The following is a 24,234-nucleotide window of genomic DNA, read 5'->3' on the forward strand; positions in this document are numbered from 1 at the left end:
GGCCCTGCCTGCAGCATTCTCGGAGCCCGGGGCGCCGAGGCCCTCCTTACGGAGGTTCTCGTTGCAATCCCCATGCCGGGATGGCCTCGAAATTGAGACAGCCTTGCTGTCCTAACCTCGACCTTGCCAAATTTTTGTCTATCACACAAGCGCGAGGAAGTCCTTGCCCGCATGCTCGGAACGAACGGCTCGGCGGGCCCGCCGCGCCCCCGATTCGAAGCAAACACGCCGTGATCTGGCCCAAGGAGCGACCAAGGACTGCCGGATTTCAAACTGAAATTTTGCCCCCGGGCAAGCCAGCAAGAGAGCGGGAACGCTCCCAGGGCGGGGCAGACAGGAGTAACGGCGATGAAGTTGTTCACAGGTTCGGTTGCGGCCGCTGCCCTCGCGCTCAGCGCAGCCTCGGCCGAGGCGCAGCTGGTGACATCAGTCCGGATCGGCAGTCCGGCTTTCGTCAGGGTCTCCGACATGGACGGGCCCTATGCCGCGATGCCCGAGGTTCCGCCGCCGCCGCGGTTTGGCCGGGTCCCGAGCCTGTTGCCGCCGGTCGAGGTCTACACCGTGCTGCGCGAGAACGGCTATTTGCCGCTCGGCGCCCCGCAGCAGCGCGGCTTCGTCTACACGATCTCGGTGATCGACCAGGGCGGCGATGACGGCCGCCTGGTGATCGACGCCCGCGACGGGCACATCATCCGCTTCACCCCGGCCTACCGGCTCGGCGACAATTACGAGGAGGAGATGAGCGCGACCTACGGCCCGGTCGGCCCGGTGCCGCGGGCGATCCAGGCGAGGGTGCCACGGCCGCCGCTCCCGATCCCGCATGTCGCAAGCCGCGTGCCGAAGCGCAGCCCGCTCAACGCCAAAGCCCAGGCTCCCGCTGCTGCTCCGGCGACCCGGCCTCCCGCGGCCCAGGCCGCAACGCCGCAGCCTGCGCCTGTCCAGGCCGCCGCACCCGCGCCGGCCGAGCAGGCCGCGGCTGCGCCGAAACCGGCCGAGATCCAGGCCGCCGCGGCGCCGAAGCCGGTCCAGCAAGCCGAGGTCCCGACCGTCGGTCAGACCGCGCCGGCGCCGCCCGCGCCCGCGATCCTGCCGACCCAGGAGATGCCGAAGGTACAGGGGTTGGAATAGCGGCAGCCGGCAACAAAAAAACGCCCCGGTTTCCCGGGGCGTTTTCGCGTTCAGCCAATATCTGCTGACGCGGGGGGCATTCCTTAGGCTGCGACCTTCGCCGAGCCGTCGACGACCTGCGGGGCCTTCTCGCCGCCGCCGATCGGAATGTTGCGGGGCTTCTTGGCTTCGGGAATCTCGCGAACGAGATCGACGTGGAGCAGCCCGTTCTCGAGCGAGGCGTTCTTCACCTGCACGAAGTCGGCAAGCTGGAAGACGCGCTCGAAGGCACGCGAGGCGATGCCGCGATAGAGCACTTCCGAGCCGTTGCCGGCGTTCTCGTTGGCGGATTTCTCGCCCTTGATCGTCAGCGTGTTCTCCTTCGCGACGATCGAAAGCTCGGCCTGCGAGAAGCCGGAGACCGCGACGCTGATCCGGTAAGCATTCTCGCCGGTGCGCTCGATGTTGTAGGGGGGATAGCCGGGGCTGCCGTCGGAGGTCACCTGATCGAGCAGGTTGAAGAGGCGGTCGAAGCCGACGGTGGAACGATAGAACGGAGTGAGGTCGTAGCTACGCATAGAATAGTCCTCCAGTGAGCGACTGTTTCAGTTACCCGCCCGCCATCGGGCCGGGCTTAGATGTGTGCAGCCTGATGTTTCGGGTCCGAAACACTGGTAGCGGCCTGCACTAGGGTGATATGGGAGGGGTCACGTCGCGTTCAAGAGGCGGAAACCGCGTCGCTTTTCTGGCGCTGGCGTCCTTGATTTCCACCCTGTCTCACCACGTCGGTTTCCCGCATGACGCTCGTCTCGATTCCCGCCAACCCGGTTCCGGACGACGTGGTCAGCGGCACTATCAAAACATCAGACGGAGCCGAGCTGCGCTTTGCGCGCTGGGCGCCGCCGCCCGGCCGCAAGGGCACGGTCTGCGTGTTTGGCGGGCGCGGCGAGATGATCGAGAAATATTTCGAGACCGTGCGCGACCTGCGCGACCGCGGCTTTGCGGTGGCGATGATCGACTGGCGCGGGCAGGGCCATTCGTCGCGGCGGCTGCGCGATCCACGCAAGGGTTATGTGCGCAACTTCGCCGACTACGAGACCGACGTCGAAGCTTTCGTGCAGCAGGTGGTGCTGCCGGATTGCCCGCCGCCCTATTTCGCGCTGGCGCATTCGATGGGCGGCGCGGTGATGCTGCGCATCGCGCATGCCGGCAAGCGCTGGTTCGACCGCATGGTGCTGTCGGCGCCGATGATCGACCTGCCGGGCCGTCGCGTTTCCTTCTTCCCGAGCGCGCTGCTTCGGATCATGCGCCTCACCGGACAGGGCAGCAATTACATCCCGGGCGGCAGCAGCGAACTGGTCGGCCTCGCGCCCTTCATTGGCAATCCCGTAACCAGCGATCCGGTGCGCCACGCCCGCAACGCGGCGATCCTGGAAGAAGACCCGACGCTCGGCATCGCCGCACCGACGATCGCATGGGCCGACACTGCGTTCACCGCGATGCGCACCTTCCGCGGCATGTCGTATCCCTCCGAAATCCGCCAGCCGATCCTGATGCTGGCGGCGAGCAATGACGAGGTGGTGTCGACGGCGGCGATTGAGGAGTTCGCCTATCATCTGCGCGCCGGCTCGCACCTCGTGATCGCGGGCTCCAAGCACGAGATCCTGCAGGAGCAGGATCGTTACCGCGCGCAGTTCTGGGCGGCGTTCGACGCCTTCGTGCCGGGCACGCCGCTGTTCAAGTGAGCGGTCAATCGGTGTGGAGCTCGCGGCTCAGCCGTTGAGCAGCGCGACGATGCGGTCCGGAAAGCGCTTCTCGACGAACAGGGTCCTGACCTCGGCGACGCTGAGATAGCGGTCCTTGCCTTCGCCCTTGCCCATGATGTCGAGCAGCACCGGCCATTCGCCGAGCATCAGGAGCGGATAGTAGCAGTGCAGGATGGCGTAGGATGGCGGATGCACGTCCTTGGCGCGCTGGAAGTTCGCAGCCATGAAGGTCTTGATCTCGGCGGCCGACAGCCCGCGTTCGACGCTGCCGTCAGGGGCCTTGTAGTCCGATCCGAAGGTGGCGAGCCGCGCGATCTCGTCCTCATGCACGACGGCATGCTGATCGAGGATGCGGGAGCCGGCGCCGTGCTTGTCGAGCGGGCCGTTGCGCAATTGGTCGAGGATCGCGCCCTGCAACAGGCTGCGCACCTGGCTGAACGGTCCGACGCCGTTGGCCATCTGCGCGACCATGAATATCTTGGCGCCGGCGCTGAGCGCCGGAAGGCCGGTCTTGCCGGTGGCGCGGTCGATGGTCTCGGTCAGCTCTCGCAGTGGCACGATGTGGCCGCCGACATAATTGCCGGCGACCAGCGCGCGCAGGAACGGGCAGGGATTGTCAGGAGAGATCTGCGGGGCAGGCGCCGCGCTTGCAGCCGTATCGGACATCAAACCACATCCTGAAAAGCATCAGCCTAAAAAGCATCCATTACCGGTGGATGAATTCGCTCAGGAATCGACGGCGAACTTCGATGCGGATGCAACCAGAGCGATTTTGCCGAACGGGAGGCCGGCTTTCAAGAGGCCGTCGCGATAATGCGCGATGTCGGCCGGATTCTTCCAGTGGAAATTGCGCAAGTGACGTTCGACCGTCAGCTTGGGATGGTTGGCGAGCAGCGCCTCGGCCGCCTGCGCGGCCTCCTCAGTGCGGCCGAGCTGGGCGAGCGCCGCGGCGCGCACCGCAAGGCCCTGCAGATGGTTCGGGTTGAGGTAGAGCGTTTCGCGCGACCACGACAGCGATGCGTCATACTGTCCGAGCAGGTAATGGCTGAACGCGTTCAAGGCGCCCCATTGATAGCGCGGGTCGCTGTTGCCGCGCTGGACCGCCGTCGAGAACAGTTCGACCGCCTGGCGATGGTCGCCGATCACCATGTGGCAGATACCGAGCACGCCGCGCGCGCCCATGTCGTAGGGGTTGAGTTCGATCGCCCGCTTGATCGCGTCCATCGCCGCTTCGTAGTGACCCTGCATCGCATGCAGATAGGCCAGCAGCGAAAATGCGAATGAGGAGCGCGGGTCGAGCCGGACGCTGCTCTCGGCCAGGCTGACCGACGACGCCCACATTTCGCGCGTGCTCGGAATCCAGCCGAACTGGATGCTCTGGATCTGGATCAGCGCGAGATAGGCGCGCGCGATCGACAGCGCGGGATCGAGCTCGATCGCCTCCTTGAAGAGCGCGATCGCGGTCTCGCAGTCGGACTGGGTCTGCTGATAGTAGTGCGACAGGCCCTTCAGGAAGCGATCCCACGCGGTCAGCTCGGAGTTCGGCGAGCGTGCCGGCGCCGAAGCCTCGGCGCGATAGATCTCCTGCGCGACCGCGGCGGAGAGATTGGCGGTGATCTCGTCCTGCATCGCGAACAGGTCGCCCATGTCGCGGTCGTAGCGGCCGGTCCACAGCTGCTCGCCCTTCTCGGGTGCGATCAGCTCGGCGGTGACGCGGATCTTGTTGCCGGCGCGCCGCACCGAACCCTGGATCAGATAGGTGGCGTCGATCTCGCGCGCGATCAGGCGGGTCGAGACGTTCTTGCCCTTGTAGGCGAAGGTCGAGTTGCGGCTCAGCACGCGATAGAAGGATTGCAGCGACAGCGCGTGGATCAGATCCTCGGTCAGGCCGTCCGAAAAATACTCGTCGGCGCTGCCGCTCAGATTGTCGAACGGCAGCACGCCGACGATCGCGGTGCGGTATTGCCCCGGCAGATGCGGCCCATCCTCCGGAGCCTGCTCCTGCGCGTCGGTCCCGGCCGGCGCCCAGGTCCAGACATTGACCGGTTCGGCGATGTTCTTGAAGCGATGCGGGCCGGCATCGACCAGGCTGACGGCAAGCCGCCGTCCCGCCTCGGTGCGGGCCTTGTCCGACACCGCGATGCCGCCGGGCGTAGCGACCGTCTCGAGACGGACTGCGATGTTGACGTCGTCGCCGAACACCTCGTCCTCGTCGGCCATGACGTCGCCCATGTGGACGCCCATCCGGAAATGCATAGCACGGTCGGCCGGCAGATGTTCGTTGCGCTCGGCCATCAGGGTCTGCATCGCGACGGCGGCCTCAATCGCGCCGATGATGCTCGGGAATTCCAGCAGGAAGCCATCGCCGGTGTTTTTGACGATTCGGCCGCCATGGTTGAGGATAATCGGGTAGATCGCACTGCGGTGTGCCTTGAACGAGGCATGCGTCCCCGCCTCGTCGACACCCATCATGCGGGAATAGCCGGCGATGTCAGCGCAAAGAATGGCAGCGAGCCGTCTTTCCATGTCTCCTGTGCCCTGGAATGGCCACTTAGCCGAGGTGACCGAATCCGATACTTACAAGACAGGCCGGGTCCGGCGGAAGCTCGGTTTGTGGGCACCTATAATGCATAGTAGCAGGAATTGGCATGCGACCAACGGATCGTACAGTCCGTTTCTCTACTGAATTCGTGTGTCGCTGGGATGGCGCAGCTTGGCTGACCGTCCTTTCCGGTTCGTTACTTACATGGGTTAATCTCGCCGCATGCTGGGAATTCACGAACTTTGGCTGTTTGTCCTGTCCGGGCTGCTGCTCAACGTCACGCCGGGGCCGGATACCGCTTATATCATTGGGCGCACAATTCAGCTCGGGTGGCGCGGCGGCGCCGCTGCGGCAATCGGTATCAGCTGCGGCTGCCTGGTCCATGTGCTGGGCGCGGCGATCGGGCTGTCGGCGCTGCTGATGGCGTCGTCGACGGCGTTCCTGGCCGTCAAGCTGATCGGCGCCGCCTATCTGGTGCTCACCGGCCTGCAGATGCTGTTGTCGCGCGCCAAGCCGATCGCCGAGATCGCGGGGCAGGCCGGCGAGACCTCGATCTCGCGCGTGTTCTGGCAAGGCGCCCTGACCAACATCCTCAACCCGAAGGTGGCGCTGTTCTTCCTCGCCTTCCTGCCGCAATTCGTAGCGGCGGACTCGGCCCACAAGACGCTCGCCTTCCTGGTACTCGGGCTGATCTTCATCACCGGCGGCACGCTGTGGTGCTTTGGCCTTGCGGCCTTTGCGGCGAAGGCCGCCGGCCGCATCCGGCAATCGGCGGGCGTGATCGCCTGGATCAACCGCTCGCTCGGCGCGCTCTTCATCTATCTCGGCGTCCGCGTCGCCATGCTGGAGTCGCGCTAGCCGTCGCCAGAGCGTTTTCGAGCGAAGTGGCTTACCGGTTCGCGTGAAGAAAACGCGTCAAACAAGAATCTAGCCGTGGATCTTGAGCAGCGCGCTACCGGCGAGATAGATGCCGAGCAGGATCATCGAGATCAGGAACCAGCGGCGGAACACGTCCGGCTGCATCCGTGTGCGGACCGCCTGGCCGATGAACATGCCGATGAACGACGCCACCATCGCCACCGCACCGGGCAGCGCGGTCGCCGCGGTCAGCAGGCCTGAGGCCGTGAGGTTGAACGCGAGCGCCAGGGTCGCGGTGGTGAAGAAGACGCCGAGCGCCTGCACCAGCTCGTCCTTGTCCATGCCGATCGCCTGCATGAACGGCATCGAGGGGATGACCTGGACGCCGGTCGCGGCCGAGATCAGCCCGGTGATGACGCCGACGATGCCGCCGACCCATTTCTCATGGCGCCGCGCGACCTTGAAGTTGAAACGGCTCAAGCCGACGATCGCGTAGATCACCAGCAGGACACCAAGCACGACGGTGCCGTACGCTGCGTACGGCCCGGTCAACAGCCCGGCATTGATCCAGATTCCGGCCACAGTGCCGAGCATCAGCGGCCATAACCGCTTGAGGATATCGCGCAGATAGGGGCCGACGAAGGTCTGCCAGATATTGGTCACGATCGCCGGCACGATCACGATCGCGATCGCTTGGCCCGGCGCCATCGTGGTTGCCAACAGCCCCATCGCGACCGTCGGCAGGCCGAGGCCGAGCGTGCCTTTGACGAAGCCGGCGAGCAGGAAGGCGAAAGCGATGAAGATCAGCAGATGGTCGACCATGGCGGGACATTGACCGATAGACGCGATCGGCACAATCTGGAGGTTACGGAGTTAGCCTTCGGGTAGCCCGAAGGGCGAGGGCGGGAAAATCATGCGGTTCGACCTGATCGACTTGCAATTGTTCATTGCGGTTGCCGACGCGCGAAGTATCACGCAGGGCGCGGTGCGCGCAAACCTCGCGCTAGCGTCCGCCAGCGAGCGGATCAAAGGCCTCGAGGAGGCGCTCGGCGTCGCACTGCTCAAGCGCGGCCGCCGCGGCGTCGAACTGACGGCGGCGGGTGAAAGCCTGCTCGGCCATGCCCGCATCGTGATTCACAATGTCGAGGCGCTGCAAAGCGATCTCGCCGCCTATGCCAGCGGGGTGCGCGCCAACGTGCTGCTGCTCGCCAACACCTCGGGCCTGTCGGAGCATCTGCCGCGCGCGCTCGCGGCCTTCCTGCACGAACATCCCGATATCAGCGTCGATGTCGAGGAGCGCGAGAGCACCGATATCGCGACCGCGATCGCCAGCGGCGCCGCTGATCTCGGTTTCGCCGCCGAGCACGCGCTGCCCGACAGCGTCGAGCGCTTCCTGTTCAGCGAGGACCGCCTGATGTTGGTGGCGTCGCGGCGCAGCGATCTCGGCAACCGCCGCCAGATCGATTTTCAGGAGGTGGTCGGGCGCGATTTCGTCGGCCTCACGGCGACGTCGGCGTTGCAGGTCCATATTTCCCGCCACGCGGCAAAGCTCGGTGCGCGGCTGCGCTTTCGCGCCCGCCTGCGCGGCTTCGACGCCATCTGCCAGATGGTTGCAGCCGATGTCGGCATTGCCGTTGTCCCGGAAACCGCGGCCCGGCGCTGCGCCGCGGCGATGCCGATCACGACGATAAGGATCCGCGACGGCTGGGCCAATCGCCGGCTCACGATCTGCGCCCGCAGCTTCAAGGCGCTGCCGCGCGCCGCCAAGCAGCTCGTGGAATATTTGCGGGCCGAAGCGCAACGCTGACGGAAGCAAGGAAAGCACCATGCTCAAGGTCTGGGGACGGCGCAGCTCGTTCAACGTGCAGAAGGTGATGTGGCTGATCGGTGAGCTCGATCTGGCGCATCAGCACATCGATGCCGGCGGCGCCTTCGGCGGGCTCGATGCGCCGGCCTTCCTGGCGATGAACCCGCATGGCCGCGTGCCTGTCATCAGGGATGACGAGGCAACCGTCTGGGAATCCCACGCCATCCTGCGCTACCTCGCCGCGCGCCATGGCAACGGCTGCTTCTGGTCCGACGATCCCGTCGTCCGGGCGCGGGTCGACGGTTGGATGGACTGGTCGCAGACCGCCCTGCAGCCGGATTTTCTCGGCGGCGTGTTTTGGGGGTTCTTCCGCACGCCTGAAGCGCAGCGCAATTGGCCGGCGATTAAGACGGCGCTCGCCCGCTGCGAGCAGCATTTCGCCAAGCTGGAGCGCCTCCTTGAAGGCAATCCGTTCCTGCTCGGCGAGAACCTGTCGCTCGCCGACATCACCGCCGGAACCTCGCTCTATCGCTATTTCGAGCTCGAGATCACGCGCCCGCCGCTGCCGGCGGTCGAGCGCTGGTATCGGACGCTGCAACAACGCCCGCCGTTTCGTAAGCACGTCATGATTCCGTTCGAGGAGCTGCGCGGCCGGCTCGACTATTAGCCCTACTTCGTCGTCACCACGCCTGCATCCGCGATCACCTTCGCCCATCGCTTGATGTCGTTGGCGATGAAGTCGCGGAAATGCTCCGGCGTGTCGCCGGCCAATGTCAGGCCTTGCTCGGCGAGCTTTGCCTTGACCGCCGGATCAGCCATCGCCTCTGCGGCGAGTTTGTTCAGCCTTGCGACGATCGCCGGCGGCGTTCCGGCGGGCGCGACCATGCCGTACCAGTTCTCGATGATCAGGTCGGGCATGCCGGCTTCCGTCGTGGTCGGCACGTCGGGCGCGGTCGGGGCGCGCTCGCGGCCGCCGAGCGCGATCGGCCGCAGCGTGCCCGCCTTGATCTGCGGCAGGATCACGGGGAGGTCGAGGAAGGTCATCTGCACCTGCTGGCCCAGCAGATCGTTCACCGCCGGCGCAGCGCCGCGATACGGCACGTGCACGATGTCGATCTTCGCGGTCAGCTTGAACAATTCGCAGGCCAGATGCGGCAGGCTGCCGGGGCCGGAGGAGGCGAAGTTGAGCTTGCCCGGCTGCGCCTTGGCGAGCGCGACCAGTTCGCTCACGTTGTTCGCCGGCACGTTGGTGGCGACCACCAGCATCTCCGGCACGGTCGCGACCAGCGTCACCGGCGCGAGATCCTTCAGCGTGTCGTAGGCGACCTTCTCCATGCTCGGGCTGATCGCCAGCGCGCCGGCGCTCGCGATCGCAACCGTGTAGCCGTCGGGCGCGGCCTTCGCGACCGCGTCGGTGCCGAGCACGCCGCCCTGGCCGGCGCGGTTGTCGACGATGATCGGCTGCTTCACCTGTTCCGACATCTTCTGCCCGATCACGCGCGCGATGATGTCGTTCGGCCCGCCCGGCGGGAACGGCACGATCAGCCGGATCGGCTTGGTCGGGAACTCCTGGGCCGAAGCCGCAACGGGCGCGAGAAGCAGGAACAATGCCGCCAGCAGCCTGCCGCAAATCGTCATGTGCGCCGATCCCTGACTTTTCTCGTTGCGGTCAGGATGGGCGTAGATCAATCGCCGGGCAACTCAAGAAATCAGGCGAAGAGAGGCTCAGGCGTTGAGCAGCTTCATCGCGGCTTCATGCACGCGCGGATCGCCGGCTGCGATGATGCGGCCGCCGCCTTGCGCCGGCTTGCCGTCCCAGGTGGTGACGACGCCGCCGGCGCCGGTGACGATCGGGATCAGACCGGCAATGTCGTAGGGCTTCAGCTCGGTCTCGATCACGAGGTCGAGGTGGCCGGCCGCGAGCATGCAATAGGAGTAGCAGTCGCCGCCGTAGCGCGACAGGCGCGCCGCTTGCTCGACCCGGCCGAACCGGGCGCGGTCATCCGGATTCATCAGGAGCGGGCTGGTGGTGAAGGTGGTCGCCTCCTTCAGCGAGGCGCAGCGCCGCACCGAGAGCCGCCGCTCGCCCGACGGCCCGGAATAATTCGCCGAGCCGTTGTCGCCGGAGAAGCGCTCGCCGATATAGGGCTGGTGCATCATGCCGAATACCGGCGTACCTTTGTGCAGCAGCGCGATCAGCGTGCCCCAGATCGGAAAGCCGGCGATGAAGGACTTGGTGCCGTCGATCGGGTCGAGCACCCAGACATAGTCGGCGTCCTCGCGCTCATTGCCGAACTCCTCGCCGACGATGCCATGCTGGGGGAAGTTCGCCTTGATCAGCCGCCGCATCACCGCCTCGGCGGCCCGGTCGGCTTCGGTGACCGGATCGAAATCGTTCGAGCTCTTGTTGTCGACCGAGAGCGAGGTGCGGAAGAAGGGCAGGATGGTTTCGCCGGATGCGGTCGCGAGGCGGCCGATGAAGGCGGTAAAGTCGATGACCGTCACGGCTTGTCCCCGAAATGCGCAACCGACGTGGAAGAGGTCGGATGCGCTCTTGCCTAGCTCAATCCAATGCGGCGCGCACGATTAACGGAGTGTTATCCCAGCCTGATGATTGATTCCGGACTTTCGATTTGGCTTCGGATTCGAAAGCCTCCCTGGCTGCGGACCGGATCACGAACTCGCGAGTTCTGGTATACAAGCTATGCGCAAACCGCCGTCCGATCGGGATTTATCCTGTAAGCCGCTGATATTGAATAATAAAAATTGCGGCCTTGGGCCTGTGACAATTTCGACAGCCTACTAACAAATACGCAGGAAATGTTTCGAAAGTTCTTGCGTTTTGTGCAGCGCGGTCGCATATTGTTGCGGTGCGGTAGCGCCTCGCGCTATCGCTGCCCTCCTTGGGCGTTTCCTCCCTAGACTTGGGCCGCTTGTTCATTCAAGCGGCCCTTTTTTCTTGGCTCGACGCTTTCCGGCATGAATGCGGAATCCAATTTCGCATCCGGTCACGCCACCAACTGAATTCCCGGTTCACGACTTCGTCGATCACCGCAGCTCGATTCAAGGACGCCGCTACTCCGCTGCCGCCTGGAACGGGCCGAGATCTCCGAACGGGATCCTTGCGAGCGCATCGGCGAGTGTCGCGAAGTCGGCGGCCACCTGGGCGAAGCGCGGTCCGCGTTCACGGTGCCGCTCATCCATATAGACCGCGCGGTTGAGCTCGATCTGCACGGTGTGCAGGCCGCTCGCTGGGTTGCCGTAATGCTCGGTGATGAAGCCGCCGGCATAGGGCTTGTTGCGGCCGATCGAATAGCCGAGCGAGCTCATGATCTCCTCGACCAGATCGGGCAGCAGTGGCGCGCAGCTCGTGCCGTAGCGGTCGCCGATCACGACATCGGGCCGGCGCGGCTCGTCGCGCGACACGCCGATCGATGGCATCGAATGGCAGTCGACCACGATCACGGTGCCGAACGCCTGGTGCGCCTTGTTGATCAGCCGGCGCAGCGCGCGGTGATAGGGCTTGTAGAGCACCTCGATCCGCCGCAGCGCGTCGTCGACGTCGAGCCGCTCGCGGTAGATCTCCTGCCCGTCGCCGACCACGCGCGGGATGGTGCCGAGGCCGCCGGCCACCCGCATCGAGCGCGTGTTGGCAAAGCTCGGCAGCCGCCCGGTGAACATCCGCGGGTCGAGCTCATAGGGCTCGCGGTTCACATCGACATAGGAACGCGGGAAATTGACCCGGACGATCGGAAAGCCGCGATCGTTCACGCCGGCGATCAACTCGTCCATGAAGCTGTCTTCGGAGCGGCGCAGCGCCGCCACATCTATACGCGACGCCTCGAGGAATTCGGCCGGGTAGACCGAACCCGAATGCGGGGAATTAAAGATGATCGGCGCGCGCCAGGCCTGCGGCTCAACGATCTCGAACGGGGGCGACAACTCGCCAGCAAATTCGGTCATTCCCTTGGCGCCGTCCCTTGCGTCCGCCTCGCCCCGCAAGAACTGATTCTGCCGGAAAAGCGGAGATTTATGGGCAGTCATTGTCGGTAATCGCGATCATTCTGCCAAGTGAAAAGAGTGTGGTGCGCCTTGGAACGCGTCTTAAAAGCGGGAAATGCCGCAGATGGTTGATTCGACGCGTGGTTCGGTCCACAAATTGGTGGTGCGCATTTGCCACTGGCTTGACGCAAATTTCACCCGAAATTTACCGTCTGTCGGGCTTACTGTTCGGACTGCTCCTCAAGCCGGATTCGACGATTCCTGCCATGCCGAAAATACTTCTCGCCGAAGACGACACCGATATGCGCCGCTTCCTGGTCAAGGCGCTCGAAAATGCGGGTTTCAAGGTCTCGCCGCACGATAACGGCATGTCGGCCTATCAGCGGCTGCGCGAGGAGCCGTTCGAAATGCTGCTGACCGACATCGTGATGCCCGAGATGGACGGCATCGAGCTGGCGCGCCGTGCCTCGGAACTCGATCCCGATATCAAGATCATGTTCATCACCGGCTTCGCCGCAGTGGCCCTCAATTCCGATTCGGAGGCACCGAAAAACGCCAAGGTGCTGGCCAAGCCCGTGCACCTCAGGGAATTGGTCAGCGAAGTGAACAAGTTGCTGGCGGCCTGATTCGCCAAAAAACCTTCACTTTGCATCCTTGCCTGCCCCGCCGCGGTCCGTTATAGGGACCCGATCCAAACATGGCTTTGGGTGCGTAGCTCAGCGGGAGAGCACTACCTTGACATGGTAGGGGTCACAGGTTCGATCCCTGTCGCACCCACCATCCTTCGCTCGCGAAGCGAGAGAAGGATGCAACGCCGAAGCCCAACGGGCGTAGGCGGGCCTTTGGCCGCGAGCTACGGCTCGGCAAGCCACGCTTTGCAATAGAGACGCTGATGCTTGAGCCGAGAAGCCGCGGCGTACTGGATCGCCCCGTCGAGCCGGGCGATGACAGCTGTGGTGGGGCACGATTCCTTCCACACGTCGTCCCTGCGAAAGCAGGGACCGATACTCCGCGGCCGGTGTTGTGAACGGGACTTGTCGTCCAGCATCGCGCAACAATAGGCATCGGTGGTTATGGGTCCCGGCCTGCGCCGGGACGACACCGCGCTTGTTGAGCGACCGGTGAATCACAGGTCTGCATTCTCGCGACGTCTGGCTGCGGGGCTTGTGCCGTCGGGCGCAGTGATCGCGAATGCATCGGCTTGCTTGATGAAAACCTTCAGCCCGTTCGCCGTCCGGTGATGTCCCGTAGAATTACGCCCCGGGCTACTACGCGTCGAATTTCGGCTTTGGTGCTGATACGTCGTGGCATCGCGATCGATCCATCGACGCCTGCCGTTCCATCGGAAATCACCGTGCACACCGCGCTGAGCCTGCTTTCGATCTGGGTGCTGATCAACATGCTGTTCGTCGTGGTGATGACGCCTGCAGACGATTCTCGTCGGCCCGAACCGGGCGCGCGTGACTGATCTCGCGTCCACCATGCGACGACCATCGCCAACCGAAGACGGCCGCTCAATGCGGCACGCCGCCGCCGCTCCACGGTGAGGGCCGCGCCGGCGCTGCCGCGGCGCCGACCAGCGGACGCCGATTCCAGTCCAGCACGGAGTCGCTGTGCAGCTGCTCGACGACCCACAGGAAATACACCGAGGCGGGAATGCCGATCAGGTCGAAGACGAGCATCGAGCCGCTGCCGTGGGTCGTGGCATCGATGAGGTGGATCAGGGCGCAGCTGAAGAACACGCCGGTCAGCGCCGCTCCGGACAGCGACCACACGCCGGTCGCAAGATAGCGGCGCACCTGATGATCACCCAGATACCAACCGACCAGGCCGTAGGTCACGGTCACGAACACATTGGCAAAGAACGTGGCTGACGCAACGTCGATCCAGCTGCCTGGCGTCGACACGCGCGCGGCAAGCTCGGCCGACGTGCAAAGGAACGGGACGTATGCACCGGGCTGGGCCATCGCCCAGGCCGAGAGCCAGCCCGCGGTGATCGCGAACCCACCGACCAGCAGCATCGCGCGATGCGGCGAGAGGGCGATCAATCGCTCGCCCTGGCCGCCCAATATCGTTTCGAATCGCAGGAACACGAATGTCAGCCCCGCCGGCAGCCCGAGCAGGGTGACGGCAAGCATCGACCAGGACACGCTCTCGCCCTGCAGCACCTGGAAGCCATGCACCAGGTGATGCGGGCCGCAGCTCGCAGCCATCATCGAAAATCCGATGCCGAAGCGGGACCAGCCGCGGTAACGATGCAGGCTGACGGTTTCCCAGGCCGACAACAGCCCAAGGCCTGCGTAGGCCAGCCCGATCGCCAGATTGCTGAGACCAATGACGAGGTACATCATCGCGAGACCGTCGCCTTGGTGCCCATCGGCGCCCCGATGTGATCCAGAAACTCGTCAATGAAATAGTGATGGCCGCGCCGCACCGGTCCTTCGACGGGCTGCGCGGCGTGCAGCGCGCGTCCCGAACTTGGATGCCAGAGCGCCTTGGTCAGCATCGGCGCAATCAGTTCGGCCGCAACCGGCCGCGAGAAGAAATAGCCCTGAGCGACGTCGCAGCCCATGCGCAGCAGCATGGCGGCCTGCTCGCTCCTCTCCACGCCCTCGGCGATGGTGTGCTTGCCCATCGCGTAGGCCAGGCTCAGGATCGATGACACGATCGCGGTATCGCCGGGCTCGCTGCTGAGACCGTCGATGAAGCTGCGGTCGATCTTCAAGACTTCGGCCGGCATGTCGCGCAGGCGCGACAGCGACGAATGATCGGTCCCGAAATCGTCGATCGCGACAAACACGCCGAGCTGCCGGATCTGATCGAGCACCTGCACGACCTCCTCCGGCGCGCTCATCATGACGCTTTCGGTGATCTCGAGGCACAGGGCGGTCGGATCGACGTTGGTCGTGGCGAGAACCTGGCGCAGCTCCTCGATGAAGGTCGGCTCCGCGATCTCACGCGGCGACACGTTGACGGTCATGGCCAGCCGGCAGCCCGGTATCTGCCTCGTCCACTCGGCGAGCTGGCGACAGGATTCCTGCAGCACCTGCCGTCCGATCTTGACGATGAGCCCGCATTCCTCGGCGACGGGAATGAAGTCGGCGGGCGAGATGATGCCGCGCTCGGGATGTCGCCAGCGCACCAGCGCCTCGACGCCCACGACGCATCCATCCTTGAGGCGGACCTGCGGTTGATACTCGACAAACAGCTGTGATTCCCGGAGCGCCGCCCGCAGATCGGATTCGATCTGGACGCGCTTCTCGGCGCGCGCATGCAGTTCGTCGTTGAACTCCGCCAAACGCGCCCGGCCGCGGACCTTTGCCGCATAGAGGGCGGTATCCGCCTCGCGCAGCAATTGCTCGGCGCACTTCGTGCCGGGCTTGCAGTGCGCGAGCCCCACACTTGCCGAGACCACGACCTCCTTGCCGGAGAGCAGGATCGGCTCGGCCAGCGCGGCGAGGATCCGCCTGCCCAGTGTCGCTCCAGAAGAATCCGAGGCACGCGGATGCAGGACGACCATCTCGTCGCCGCCGAACCGGCTCGCGGTGTCGTCCGGTCCGAGGCATGCAACGATGCGCCGGGCCATCTCGATCAGCACCTTGTCGCCGCTGCTGTGGCCGAGTGAATCGTTGACGAGCTTGAAGTTGTCGAGATCGACGAACAGCACCGCGACCCGCGCGCCGTCATCGGCCTCGCGCGCCAGTTCACGATCCAGCCGTTCCAGCAGCAGGCTGCGTGTCGGAAGCCCGGTCAGCTGGTCATGCGCCGCCGTGTGCATTAGGCGTGCAATGACGCCACGCAGGCGCTCGACCTCCGAACTTGTCCCGGCCGACGCAACGGCGGGATCATTCTCGACGCCAGAATGCAGTTCCCTGATCGTGGCCCCGAGCCGCATTGAAACATTGGGCCGCGGTCCAACCATCTACTCGTCCCCACTACCATCATCAAAATATTCGGCGACGGTAGGCAGTTTGGAGTTTGCAAAAGGTTGCGTGAAGGCCGTCCGCGACTTTTGCGCGATAACGATTTGCAAGATGGTTACAAATCTACGATGGTGGCGCAGTCCATTTATCGAGACTTTCGTCGACGGTAGAACTACCGAGTTCCGGCGCATGGCCCGGCTCCCTGCCAGCAACCAACGTCTGGGAGCGGACATCTTCCTCAGATGTCTGGAGCGCATTTCCGATCGGCGGCAGCGCTCGCCTCCTGCCGATGAGCCTGATGCCCGTGGCCTGGCTCGCGCCGCCGCTCATGTTCTCCCGTGAATCTGGTGGGCCGTGACTTTCGTCATCTCGACCGCCATCCGAGAGTTCCGCAACATGCGCGCGCGTGTGCGGTCCGCGCCGTACGTGCTCCGTCTGCACGGATTGCGTTCGTGTCGCTCGCGGTGAATTGCCGCATGATTAGGCACGCGTCCTGCGTCGCCAACGAAATGCTGCGTCGGAGATTCTGCGATATGTCATCTACCGTGCTTAGATCGCGCAGCACTTGCGGCAGTCGTTTCGTCCCGGCGTGGAGATCGAGAGAATTTTCTGAAGACTCTGCGAGCATGCGTTGCCGGATCGCATCGTACGAATGTTATTCTCGCTTTCTTCACGGTGCCGCGTTGCCGCCGCTCTGGTTCTCGCGCAGATTGTTGTCTAGATCAGTTAAACCAGCTCGGTGACGGAGCTTCCGAGTCGGATTCGGCTGTGACGCGACTACGCAATGACGCGACAATGATGAATGCCATGTGTGAGCACGACTGCCGCAGGAACCATCGGCCCTATCAGGAGCGGCCGGCATAAGCGGGTGATGTCCGCATCCAGACAATGCTGCTTCCTCGTCCGCCAGAAATTCATCCGCCAGAAATTCGCCAGCCCGTCAGTGGCCGGCGACGCAACCTTGGGAATGCCCCCTCGTTGAGACGACGTTCGTCGTTTGCGACAGCGGGGGACGAAAGTACATGCAACAAGACGACAACACGCCGGTGAGCGCAGCGAAGCTCCTGGAACAAGTTCCCTTGCCGCGCGAACCCCGAGACATCAGGGACATAGCCCCGGCGCCGCCGCGGCTTTTCACGACACGACCCTATCCGCCGTCGGAGCAGTTCGAAGTCTGGAAGACGCGCATGGCCTCGCTGATCGACGTTGCGCCACCGGAAAGCCACCGCCCCGAGCACGGGTTCGAGGTGGAGTACCTGACCTGCAACATGGCCGATGTCGTCTTCACATCCGGGCGCTTTGCCGCGCAGACATTCGCGCGCGCCGCCGCGCCGTTGCAGGGCGCGCCGGTCGATATCTGGTGGCTGTTTCGCGTGCGCGCCGGCGAAGCCCGCTTCGAAACCGTCGATCGGCGGATTCACGCGGGTCCAGGCGCGATGTTTCTGATCTCGCTCGACGACGATTTCCGCGGCAGCATCACCAACTATGATGGCCTGGTGCTGGCCTTGCCGCGTAGGTCATTCACGGGCGTGGCGGATCAGCTCAACGACGCCTGCAACATTCTGCTCTCTGGCAATCTGGTCGAGCTGTTGACCGATTATCTCGACAGGCTGGAGACGCGCCTGATCCTGATGTCCCCGGAGGAGTTGCGGCAGGCCGGACGGGCGACCGCGCAGATGATCGCCGCGTGCATTCAGCTGTCCTCGGACCGGTTGGAGCAGGCGCGCGGCGCGATCGAGTCGGTGCTGTTCGAGCGTGCGCGTCTTTATATAGAGACACATCTCGGCGACTTCGATCTGACGCCGGATCGCATTGCGCAGCAATTGCGGATATCGCGCTCTGCCCTCTACCGTGCATTCGAGAGCGTTGGCGGCGTCGCCGGTTACATCCTGCGCAAGCGGCTGCGCGCGGCGCATGCCGAACTCGTCGCGTCCACCGACCGGCAAGTGCAGGAGATCGCCTATCGCCACGGCTTCAAGCTGGCATCGGATTTCACGCGCGCGTTTCGCCGTGAGTTCGGTGTCAGCCCGCGCGAGATGCGCGAACGCGCGCGTCGACGATCAACTGCCGGTTGAGAACCTGAGACATCACCACACGGTGCATCGGATAAATCATTCAACTTGTGAGACGATCTGCCCGCTATTTGGACGGCCTGCTGAGTGACGTTGTCAAATATGTGTCTATCATTTTCCGTTATGACGACTCGGGGCAAATTGGTGGGGCAGTCGAGCGAGCGCTGGGTGGCAAGATGCGCTCGCTGAGTTCGACACATCGTTCGCCAGGACCGGAAGACGAGCGCGGATCGCGCGCTCATGATGTCTCCATATGCGTGTCCGATGGGACGCATTCGGTCTGCTGCGGCACAGCACCCCCGACGTCTGGACCAGATGTCATAAAGGGGAAGCACCATGGCTGTCGCACAGACTCCAACCGCGTTGCTGAAGCGTCAAGGCCGCACCGGCTTCGTGCGGAGCTGGGTTGCGTCTGGTGACGTGGACAGCCGCTCGCTGCGGCGCCGGTTGCTCACCGTACTGCGTCAGGCGCATCGGATGCTTGGCGTGAAGCGCGACCGGCTCGGGCTCGGGTCGCTGGGTATCGGCGGGTTCAGTTCGACGATGGCCGCAACGCTCGGTGGATTCGCGATCATGATCGCCGCGACGTCGGCAGCGAGCGCTGGCACCGTGAACCTTGGCGGTGCGACCACCGGCGGCAGCGGTTCGCAAGTCGGAATCGGAACTGGCGCCCAGGCGGTCGCGGGGGCCAGCGGCGGCTCCCCGATCGCCATCGGCGTCAACTCTAACGCAAGTGGGAACGGGCCCGCCGGCAACACCTTCGAAGCGATCGCGATCGGCAATGCCGCGGTGGCAACGGGGCCGTGGGCAACCTCTGTCGGCACCACGGCTTCTGCAACGGCAACCGGAGCCAGTGCCTTTGGAACATCGGCCACAGCGACGGCCAATCAGTCTACCGCTATCGGCAACGGAGCTGCCGCCTCGGGTATCGGGGCCGTATCCATGGGGTATCTCGCAAACGCAAGTGCCGTCAATGCAATCGCCTTGGGTCAGGGAGCGGTCGCGAACCAACAAAATACTCTGGCTTTGGGCGAGTCAGCGAGTGCTAGAGGTGTGAACAGCACAGCGATCGGCGGTGGGGCGCTCTCCACCGGTGTTCAAGCAATCTCTTTGGGCATCAATGCGAACGGCGGCGGTGACAACGCAACCGCGATCGGAACCGTGGCCCAGGCCACCGGCACCAGCTCGTTGGCCGCTGGCAACCTCGCAAAAGCGAGCGCGGATTTCAGCGTTGCATTGGGCAATCAGGCGCAGGCGCTGAGCACCGGGGGCTCGGTCGCGATTGGATCAGGCGCCATCGTCAACAGTGCGGCGACAGGCGGCATCGCGATCGGCAACAATGCGGCATCCGCCGGTATCAATTCGCTCGCGACCGGCGTTGGGGCAAGCGCCGCCGGCACAAGTTCGCTGGCGATCGGCACCGCCTCAAATGCGAGTGCCGCCGCCAGCACTGCGGTCGGCAACACGGCCGTTGCCAGCGGCCAAAATGCCTCCTCATTAGGATCTGGAGCGAAGGCGACGGGAGACAATTCTCTCGCGGCCGGCGTCAGCGCCAGCGCCAGCGGAATCGGCAGCACCGCGCTCGGCATCGGCGCCAATGCGTCGGCCACGAGCGCCATCGCTGTCGGTAACAATGCGGCGGCCAGCTCCGCCAATGCGGTCGCCCTGGGCACCAATTCGACGGCCTCCGGCGGGCAGGCCGTCTCGATCGGCGCGAACAACACCGCTTACGGCAACGGCGCGGTTTCGATCGGCGATCCCAGCTATGCCAGCGGCACCGGCGCATTCACCGGCGGCGCCAATAACATCGCCAACAGCGACGGCACGGCCAGCGCCACCGCCGCCAACCAAGCCAACGGTGCGGTCGCGATCGGCAACAACAACAAGGCGATCGGGCAGGGCTCGGTGGCGCTCGGCAACGGCTCCACCGCGGGTGCCGCCGGTCTTGCCGGCAATATCGCATTGGGCGATGGCGCCACGGCGGCGGCAAAATCCGGCGATGTCGCGCTCGGCTCCGGCAGCGTCACCGCTGCCGCGGTCGGCACGCCAAATGCCGTCGTCAACGGCATCACGTTTGGCAACTTCGCCGGCACCACGCCCGGGTCCACGATCAGCGTCGGCGCGGTCGGCGCCGAGCGCACCATCACCAACGTCGCGGCAGGCCGGGTCACGCAGACCTCGACCGACGCCATCAACGGCTCGCAGCTCTATAGCGTCGCCAATACGCTCTCGAGTCAGATCACAGCCGGCGCGATCCACGACTACAGCGTCAATAGCACGACGCCGGGAACGGACACCAACTACAACAACGCCGGAGCCACCGGCGCCAACGCACTCGCGGCTGGCGTCAGTGCGAGTGCCGCCGGCGTGAGCAGTGTCGCGGTTGGCACTGGCGCCGCGGCACGGGCATCATCCGACACGGCAATCGGTTCGGGCGCGCTTGCCTCGTCGCTCAGCAATCAGCCGCTGACCGGCGCGATTGCCGTCGGTGCGGGGCAGGCAACGAATGATGGCGCTATCGCGATCGGCGACGCCTTTGGTGGCGGTCCGAAGGCATCCGGTCGCGATTCAATTGCTCTCGGCACTCAGACCACCGCGTCGGGCTCGGCATCCACCGCGGTCGGCGCCAGTGCGACGGCATCGGGCGCCAGCTCGTTTGCCGGCGGTACGTCCGCGACGGCCAGCCAGGCCAATTCGCTTGCGCTCGGCGCCAACGCCACGGCGAGCAACGCCGGCGCTGTCGCGCTCGGCTCCGGCAGCCAGACCGCCGCGGCGGTTCAAACCGCCAGCATCGTCATTGGCGGCAATACCTACGGCTTCGCCGGCACGACACCGCTCTCGACGGTCAGCGTCGGCTCGGTCGGCAACGAGCGCACCATCACCAATGTCGCCGCGGGACGCATCAGCAACGGCTCGACCGACGCCATCAACGGCTCGCAGCTGTTTGCCGCGACGTCCGCGATCGACAGCCTCTCGACCATCGTCAACAACGGCCTGACACATTATTACAGCTACAACGACGGCGGCACCCAGCAGGCCAACTACAACAACAACGGCGCGACCGGCACCAACTCGATGGCAGCCGGCGTCGCAGCATCGGCGACCGCGGCGAACTCCACCGCGCTCGGCTTCAACACCCAGGCCACGGTTGCCGACGGCGTCGCGATCGGCTCGGGGTCGATCTCGAATCGCGCCGTCGCGCCGGCTTCCGGCATCATCGGCGGCACCATCATCCCCTACAACACCACCGATCTCACGCTGCTCGGGGCGGTGTCGGTCGGCAATGCGACGAGCTATCGGCAGATCACCAACGTCGCCGACGGCACCCAGTCGAGCGACGCCGTCACCGTGCGGCAGCTGACCGGCGCGCTGTCGTCGTTCGCGACCACGACGACGAAATACTTCCACGCCAACTCAACGCTCGCCGACTCGCTCGCGGTCGGCAACAACTCGGTCGCGGTCGGACCGCAGACCGTGGTCAATGGCGACAACGGTATCGGCATGGGATTTGGCGCAACCGTGGCGCAGACCGCACCCGGCGGCATCGCCATCGGCCAGAACTCGGTGTCCAACTTCTCCGATTCGATTGCGTTCGGCACCAACGCCCAGGCGAGCGGCATCCAGTCGGTGTCGATCGGCGCCGGATCCCAGACCACCAACCCGACCAGTGTCGCGCTCGGCCCGAATGCCAAGGCGACCGCGCAGGCCGGCGACGTCGCGCTCGGCGCCAACTCGACCACACAGGCGGTGGTCAAGACCGCCAACACCACGATCGCCGGCACCACCTACGACTTCGCCGGCACCAATCCAACCTCGACGGTCAGCGTCGGCAGCGCCGGGGCCGAGCGCACCATCACCAACGTCGCCGCGGGCCAGATCAACGCGACCTCGACGGATGCGATCAACGGCTCGCAGCTCTGGGCCACCAACACCTCGCTCGCCGCGCTCTATACCACGGTCAACAACATCTCGACCGGCGGTGGCGGCGTGAAATATTTCCACGCCAATTCGACCGCGGCGGATTCCATCGCGACCGGCGCGGAGAGTGTCGCGATCGGGCCGAAGTCGGTCGCAAGCGGGGCGAACGCGATCTCGATGGGTAACGGCTCGGCCGCTTCGGGCGACAATTCGGTCGCGATCGGCGCCGGCGCCAAGGCGACTTCGGCCAACTCGCTCGCGCTCGGCGCGAACGCGACCACCACGGCCAATCTGAGCGATGCGGCCTATACGCCGGTGGTCGGCAAGAGCGTCGCGGGGGTTGCGACCGGCGAAGTGTCGGTCGGCTCGTCCGGCGCCGAGCGCCGCGTCACCAATGTCGCTGCCGGCTCGGCCGCGACCGATGCGGTCAATGTCAGCCAGCTCCAGGCGGTTGCCTCGAGCTCGATCCGTTACGACACCGATGCTTCCGGCAACACCACGAACAAGGTGACGCTGAACAGCGGCAACGGCGGGCCGGTAACCATCAGCAACGTCGCGGCGGGCGTCGCCGGAACCGATGCGGTCAATGTCAACCAGCTCAACAGTGCGTTCCAGCAGCTTAACGGCCAGATCGGCGAGGTGCGGCAGGACGCCTGGCGCGCGGCGGCGATCGGCATGGCGGCGGCATCGCTGCGCTATGACGACCGGCCCGGCAAGATCAGCGCGTCGGCCGGCGGTGGCGTCTGGCGCAGCCAGGGCGCGCTCGCCTTCGGCATCGGCTACACCAGCGAGAACGGCCGGCTGCGCACCAACGCCGCGGCGACGACCGCCGGTGGCGACTGGGGTGTCAGCGCCGGCTTGAGCCTGACGCTCAATTGACCCTGACCTCGACGAGGCGGCTGGCGTGTCTGGCGTTGGCGATCTGGCTCGCGGCGGCGGCAGGCGCGGCCGCGCAGTCGGCGTCGCCTCCCGCCTACACCGTGAAGCCGTCGGACGTCATGGTGCCGGAAGGCGAGACGCTCGGCGAGTTCAGGCGGATGATCCAGCCGTTCAAGAACTGGACCTTGATCTGCGACGAGAGCCTGAAATCGAAGCGCCGGGTCTGCAACGTCACGCAGTCGATCGTCAACGCGCAAGGCGCGGTCGCCTTCAACTGGTCGCTGATCGCGACCGCCGACGGCAAGCCGCTGATGGCGATGCGGATTCCGGCAGTCGCCGGGGTCGGCGCGCAGATCGAGCTTGCGATGGGCGACAGCCCCGACCGCATCGTCGCGCAGACCGATCGCTGCGACACCAATTTCTGCTTCGCCACGATCGCGATCGGCAACGTGCTGCGGCGGCACATCCGCGCGGCGACGCCGTGCCTCGTGTCCTATCCGCTTCCGCAGGGCGGGCCGATCACGCTGGAGGCGCCGCTGGACGGATTGTCCGGCGTGCTGGCGAAACTCAAATGAAGCGAGATCGGACATGCGGATGTGGAATTCCCGGATCCGGCTCGAGACTGAAGCGCAAAGTGAAAAGGACGGATGGCCGATGCGGCGCACCCTTGGATTGATCTTTGTTGCGGTCGTCGTGGCCGCGCTCGGTGCCGCCGGCGTCGTGGTCTATGCGCAGCAGGCGCAGCCAGTACCATTGCAGCCGGCTGCACCGGCTCCGGCCAAGAAGCCCGCCGCAGCCAAGCCGCAGCCGCACAAGTCGCGTGCGCCGGAAGCGCAGACACCGCCCGCTGCCGCCGCAGCAGTTCCGCCGCAGCAGGCGGGGCAGCAACCGACGGTGTTCGATGATCAGGCGCGGCAGGCCAACATCGTGACCTGCGCCAATCTGTTCGGGACGCTCGGCCGTGGAATTGCGATGAACTCCACCTACACCGCGCAGTCACAATGGGACGCCAAGGCCGGCAATGCCCATTCGGTGCAGTCGTTGGTCGCGCTCGCACCGAACCAAGCCCCGCAGGGCAATCAGGCCCCGCAGGGCAGTGCCAGCCAACAGGCCGCCGGGGTTGTGTTTGCCGCGCCGGTCGGGTCGTCCTGCGAGGGCAATCTGGTGCGGGTGACACCGCGGACCGAGAGCTGCCCGACGGTTGCCGCCGAACTCGCCAAGCTCAACGGGCAGAACGGCGCACTCGGGGAACTCGCGACGTCGGCGTTGCCGAACGGCGCGCAGGTGGTGCTGATTCCGTTCGGCAATGCCTGCGTCGCCGTGACCGCGCTGCGGATCGCGGGGTAGTTCGGCGCGAGCT

The 24,234-nt window shown here is 65.2% G+C and carries 19 protein-coding genes, 1 tRNA gene and 1 pseudogene; 12 read left to right on the plus strand and 9 right to left on the minus strand.

Features of this window, described 5'->3' with window-relative positions:
* Positions 1-348: 348 nt before the first annotated feature.
* Positions 349-1,128 (plus strand): hypothetical protein, encoded by a 780-nt coding sequence (locus CK489_RS11975; RefSeq protein WP_095732466.1) that lies wholly within the window; start codon positions 349-351, stop codon positions 1,126-1,128.
* A gap of 83 nt (positions 1,129-1,211) precedes the next feature.
* On the opposite strand, the gene CK489_RS11980 is transcribed toward CK489_RS11975, so the two are convergent.
* Complete coding sequence (locus CK489_RS11980; RefSeq protein WP_050630619.1) at positions 1,212-1,685, minus strand: Hsp20 family protein; 474 nt, start codon at positions 1,683-1,685, stop codon at positions 1,212-1,214.
* A 219-nt stretch (positions 1,686-1,904) separates the two neighbouring features.
* On the opposite strand from CK489_RS11980, the gene CK489_RS11985 reads away from it, so the two are divergent.
* A complete protein-coding gene (locus tag CK489_RS11985; protein WP_050630620.1) occupies positions 1,905-2,852 on the plus strand; it encodes an alpha/beta hydrolase in 948 nt (315 codons plus the stop codon).
* A 27-nt stretch (positions 2,853-2,879) separates the two neighbouring features.
* On the opposite strand, the gene CK489_RS11990 is transcribed toward CK489_RS11985, so the two are convergent.
* Entirely contained in the window at positions 2,880-3,539 is a 660-nt protein-coding gene (locus CK489_RS11990) for a hypothetical protein (protein ID WP_095732467.1), read from the minus strand.
* 60 nt (positions 3,540-3,599) lie between these two features.
* Positions 3,600-5,399, minus strand: coding sequence for an adenylate/guanylate cyclase domain-containing protein (locus CK489_RS11995; protein ID WP_095732468.1), 1,800 nt, complete (start codon positions 5,397-5,399; stop codon positions 3,600-3,602).
* 238 nt (positions 5,400-5,637) lie between these two features.
* Here CK489_RS11995 and CK489_RS12000 point away from each other — a divergent pair, with 238 nt between their 5' ends.
* Positions 5,638-6,273: a LysE family translocator gene (locus tag CK489_RS12000; protein ID WP_095732469.1), complete on the plus strand. Its 636-nt coding sequence runs from the start codon at positions 5,638-5,640 to the stop codon at positions 6,271-6,273.
* Positions 6,274-6,342: 69 nt separating this feature from the next.
* Here CK489_RS12000 and CK489_RS12005 read toward each other — a convergent pair whose 3' ends face one another.
* Complete coding sequence (locus CK489_RS12005; protein ID WP_095732470.1) at positions 6,343-7,095, minus strand: sulfite exporter TauE/SafE family protein; 753 nt, start codon at positions 7,093-7,095, stop codon at positions 6,343-6,345.
* A 91-nt stretch (positions 7,096-7,186) separates the two neighbouring features.
* Between CK489_RS12005 and CK489_RS12010 the strand changes: the two genes are divergently transcribed.
* Both CK489_RS12010 and CK489_RS12015 read left to right on the plus strand, forming a co-directional pair.
* Positions 7,187-8,080, plus strand: coding sequence for a LysR family transcriptional regulator (locus CK489_RS12010; protein ID WP_050630623.1), 894 nt, complete (start codon positions 7,187-7,189; stop codon positions 8,078-8,080).
* Positions 8,081-8,099: 19 nt separating this feature from the next.
* The gene (locus CK489_RS12015; RefSeq protein ID WP_095732471.1) at positions 8,100-8,747 is read left to right on the plus strand and encodes a glutathione S-transferase family protein; all 648 of its coding nucleotides are present in this window, start codon (positions 8,100-8,102) and stop codon (positions 8,745-8,747) included.
* A 2-nt stretch (positions 8,748-8,749) separates the two neighbouring features.
* On the opposite strand, the gene CK489_RS12020 is transcribed toward CK489_RS12015, so the two are convergent.
* The 3 genes from CK489_RS12020 to CK489_RS12030 form a co-directional block, all read right to left on the minus strand.
* Entirely contained in the window at positions 8,750-9,718 is a 969-nt protein-coding gene (locus tag CK489_RS12020) for a Bug family tripartite tricarboxylate transporter substrate binding protein (protein WP_095732515.1), read from the minus strand.
* 87 nt (positions 9,719-9,805) lie between these two features.
* Entirely contained in the window at positions 9,806-10,585 is a 780-nt protein-coding gene (gene hisN / locus CK489_RS12025; protein ID WP_095732472.1) for a histidinol-phosphatase, read from the minus strand.
* A gap of 570 nt (positions 10,586-11,155) precedes the next feature.
* On the minus strand, positions 11,156-12,043 hold the full coding sequence (locus tag CK489_RS12030; protein WP_050630666.1) for an N-formylglutamate amidohydrolase: 888 nt from the start codon (positions 12,041-12,043) through the stop codon (positions 11,156-11,158).
* 305 nt (positions 12,044-12,348) lie between these two features.
* Between CK489_RS12030 and cpdR the strand changes: the two genes are divergently transcribed.
* From cpdR to CK489_RS12045, 3 genes are all read left to right on the plus strand, one after another.
* Positions 12,349-12,708 (plus strand): cell cycle two-component system response regulator CpdR, encoded by a 360-nt coding sequence (cpdR, locus tag CK489_RS12035; RefSeq protein ID WP_016843340.1) that lies wholly within the window; start codon positions 12,349-12,351, stop codon positions 12,706-12,708.
* 79 nt (positions 12,709-12,787) lie between these two features.
* A tRNA-Val gene (locus CK489_RS12040) sits at positions 12,788-12,862 on the plus strand.
* A 421-nt stretch (positions 12,863-13,283) separates the two neighbouring features.
* A complete protein-coding gene (locus CK489_RS12045; RefSeq protein ID WP_143278125.1) occupies positions 13,284-13,550 on the plus strand; it encodes a hypothetical protein in 267 nt (88 codons plus the stop codon).
* 46 nt (positions 13,551-13,596) lie between these two features.
* Here the strand turns inward: CK489_RS12045 and CK489_RS12050 are convergent, their stop codons facing one another.
* Together CK489_RS12050 and CK489_RS12055 are read right to left on the minus strand one after the other, a co-directional pair.
* On the minus strand, positions 13,597-14,433 hold the full coding sequence (locus tag CK489_RS12050; protein ID WP_095732474.1) for a hypothetical protein: 837 nt from the start codon (positions 14,431-14,433) through the stop codon (positions 13,597-13,599).
* A complete protein-coding gene (locus CK489_RS12055; protein ID WP_095732475.1) occupies positions 14,430-16,004 on the minus strand; it encodes a putative bifunctional diguanylate cyclase/phosphodiesterase in 1,575 nt (524 codons plus the stop codon). The genes CK489_RS12050 and CK489_RS12055 overlap by 4 nt, the downstream gene beginning before the upstream one ends.
* A 1,188-nt stretch (positions 16,005-17,192) precedes the next feature.
* Between CK489_RS12055 and CK489_RS12060 the strand changes: the two genes are divergently transcribed.
* The 4 genes and pseudogenes from CK489_RS12060 (at position 17,193) to CK489_RS12075 (ending at position 24,221) form a co-directional block, all read left to right on the plus strand.
* Entirely contained in the window at positions 17,193-18,080 is an 888-nt protein-coding gene (locus CK489_RS12060) for a helix-turn-helix domain-containing protein (protein WP_245350332.1), read from the plus strand.
* 705 nt (positions 18,081-18,785) lie between these two features.
* Positions 18,786-22,874 (plus strand): annotated as a pseudogene (locus CK489_RS12065) (beta strand repeat-containing protein); the annotation flags it as partial.
* On the plus strand, positions 22,871-23,449 hold the full coding sequence (locus CK489_RS12070; RefSeq protein ID WP_095732478.1) for an invasion associated locus B family protein: 579 nt from the start codon (positions 22,871-22,873) through the stop codon (positions 23,447-23,449). The pseudogene CK489_RS12065 and the gene CK489_RS12070, both read left to right, overlap by 4 nt.
* Before the next feature lie 79 nt (positions 23,450-23,528).
* Positions 23,529-24,221 carry a hypothetical protein gene (locus CK489_RS12075; RefSeq protein ID WP_128089635.1) on the plus strand — a complete coding sequence of 231 codons (693 nt, stop codon included), beginning with the start codon at positions 23,529-23,531 and terminating at the stop codon, positions 24,219-24,221.
* Positions 24,222-24,234 lie beyond the last annotated feature (13 nt).

The sequence above is a fragment of the Bradyrhizobium sp. UFLA03-84 genome (genome assembly GCF_002289535.1).
In the GTDB taxonomy this organism is placed as follows: Bacteria; Pseudomonadota; Alphaproteobacteria; order Rhizobiales; family Xanthobacteraceae; genus Bradyrhizobium; species Bradyrhizobium viridifuturi.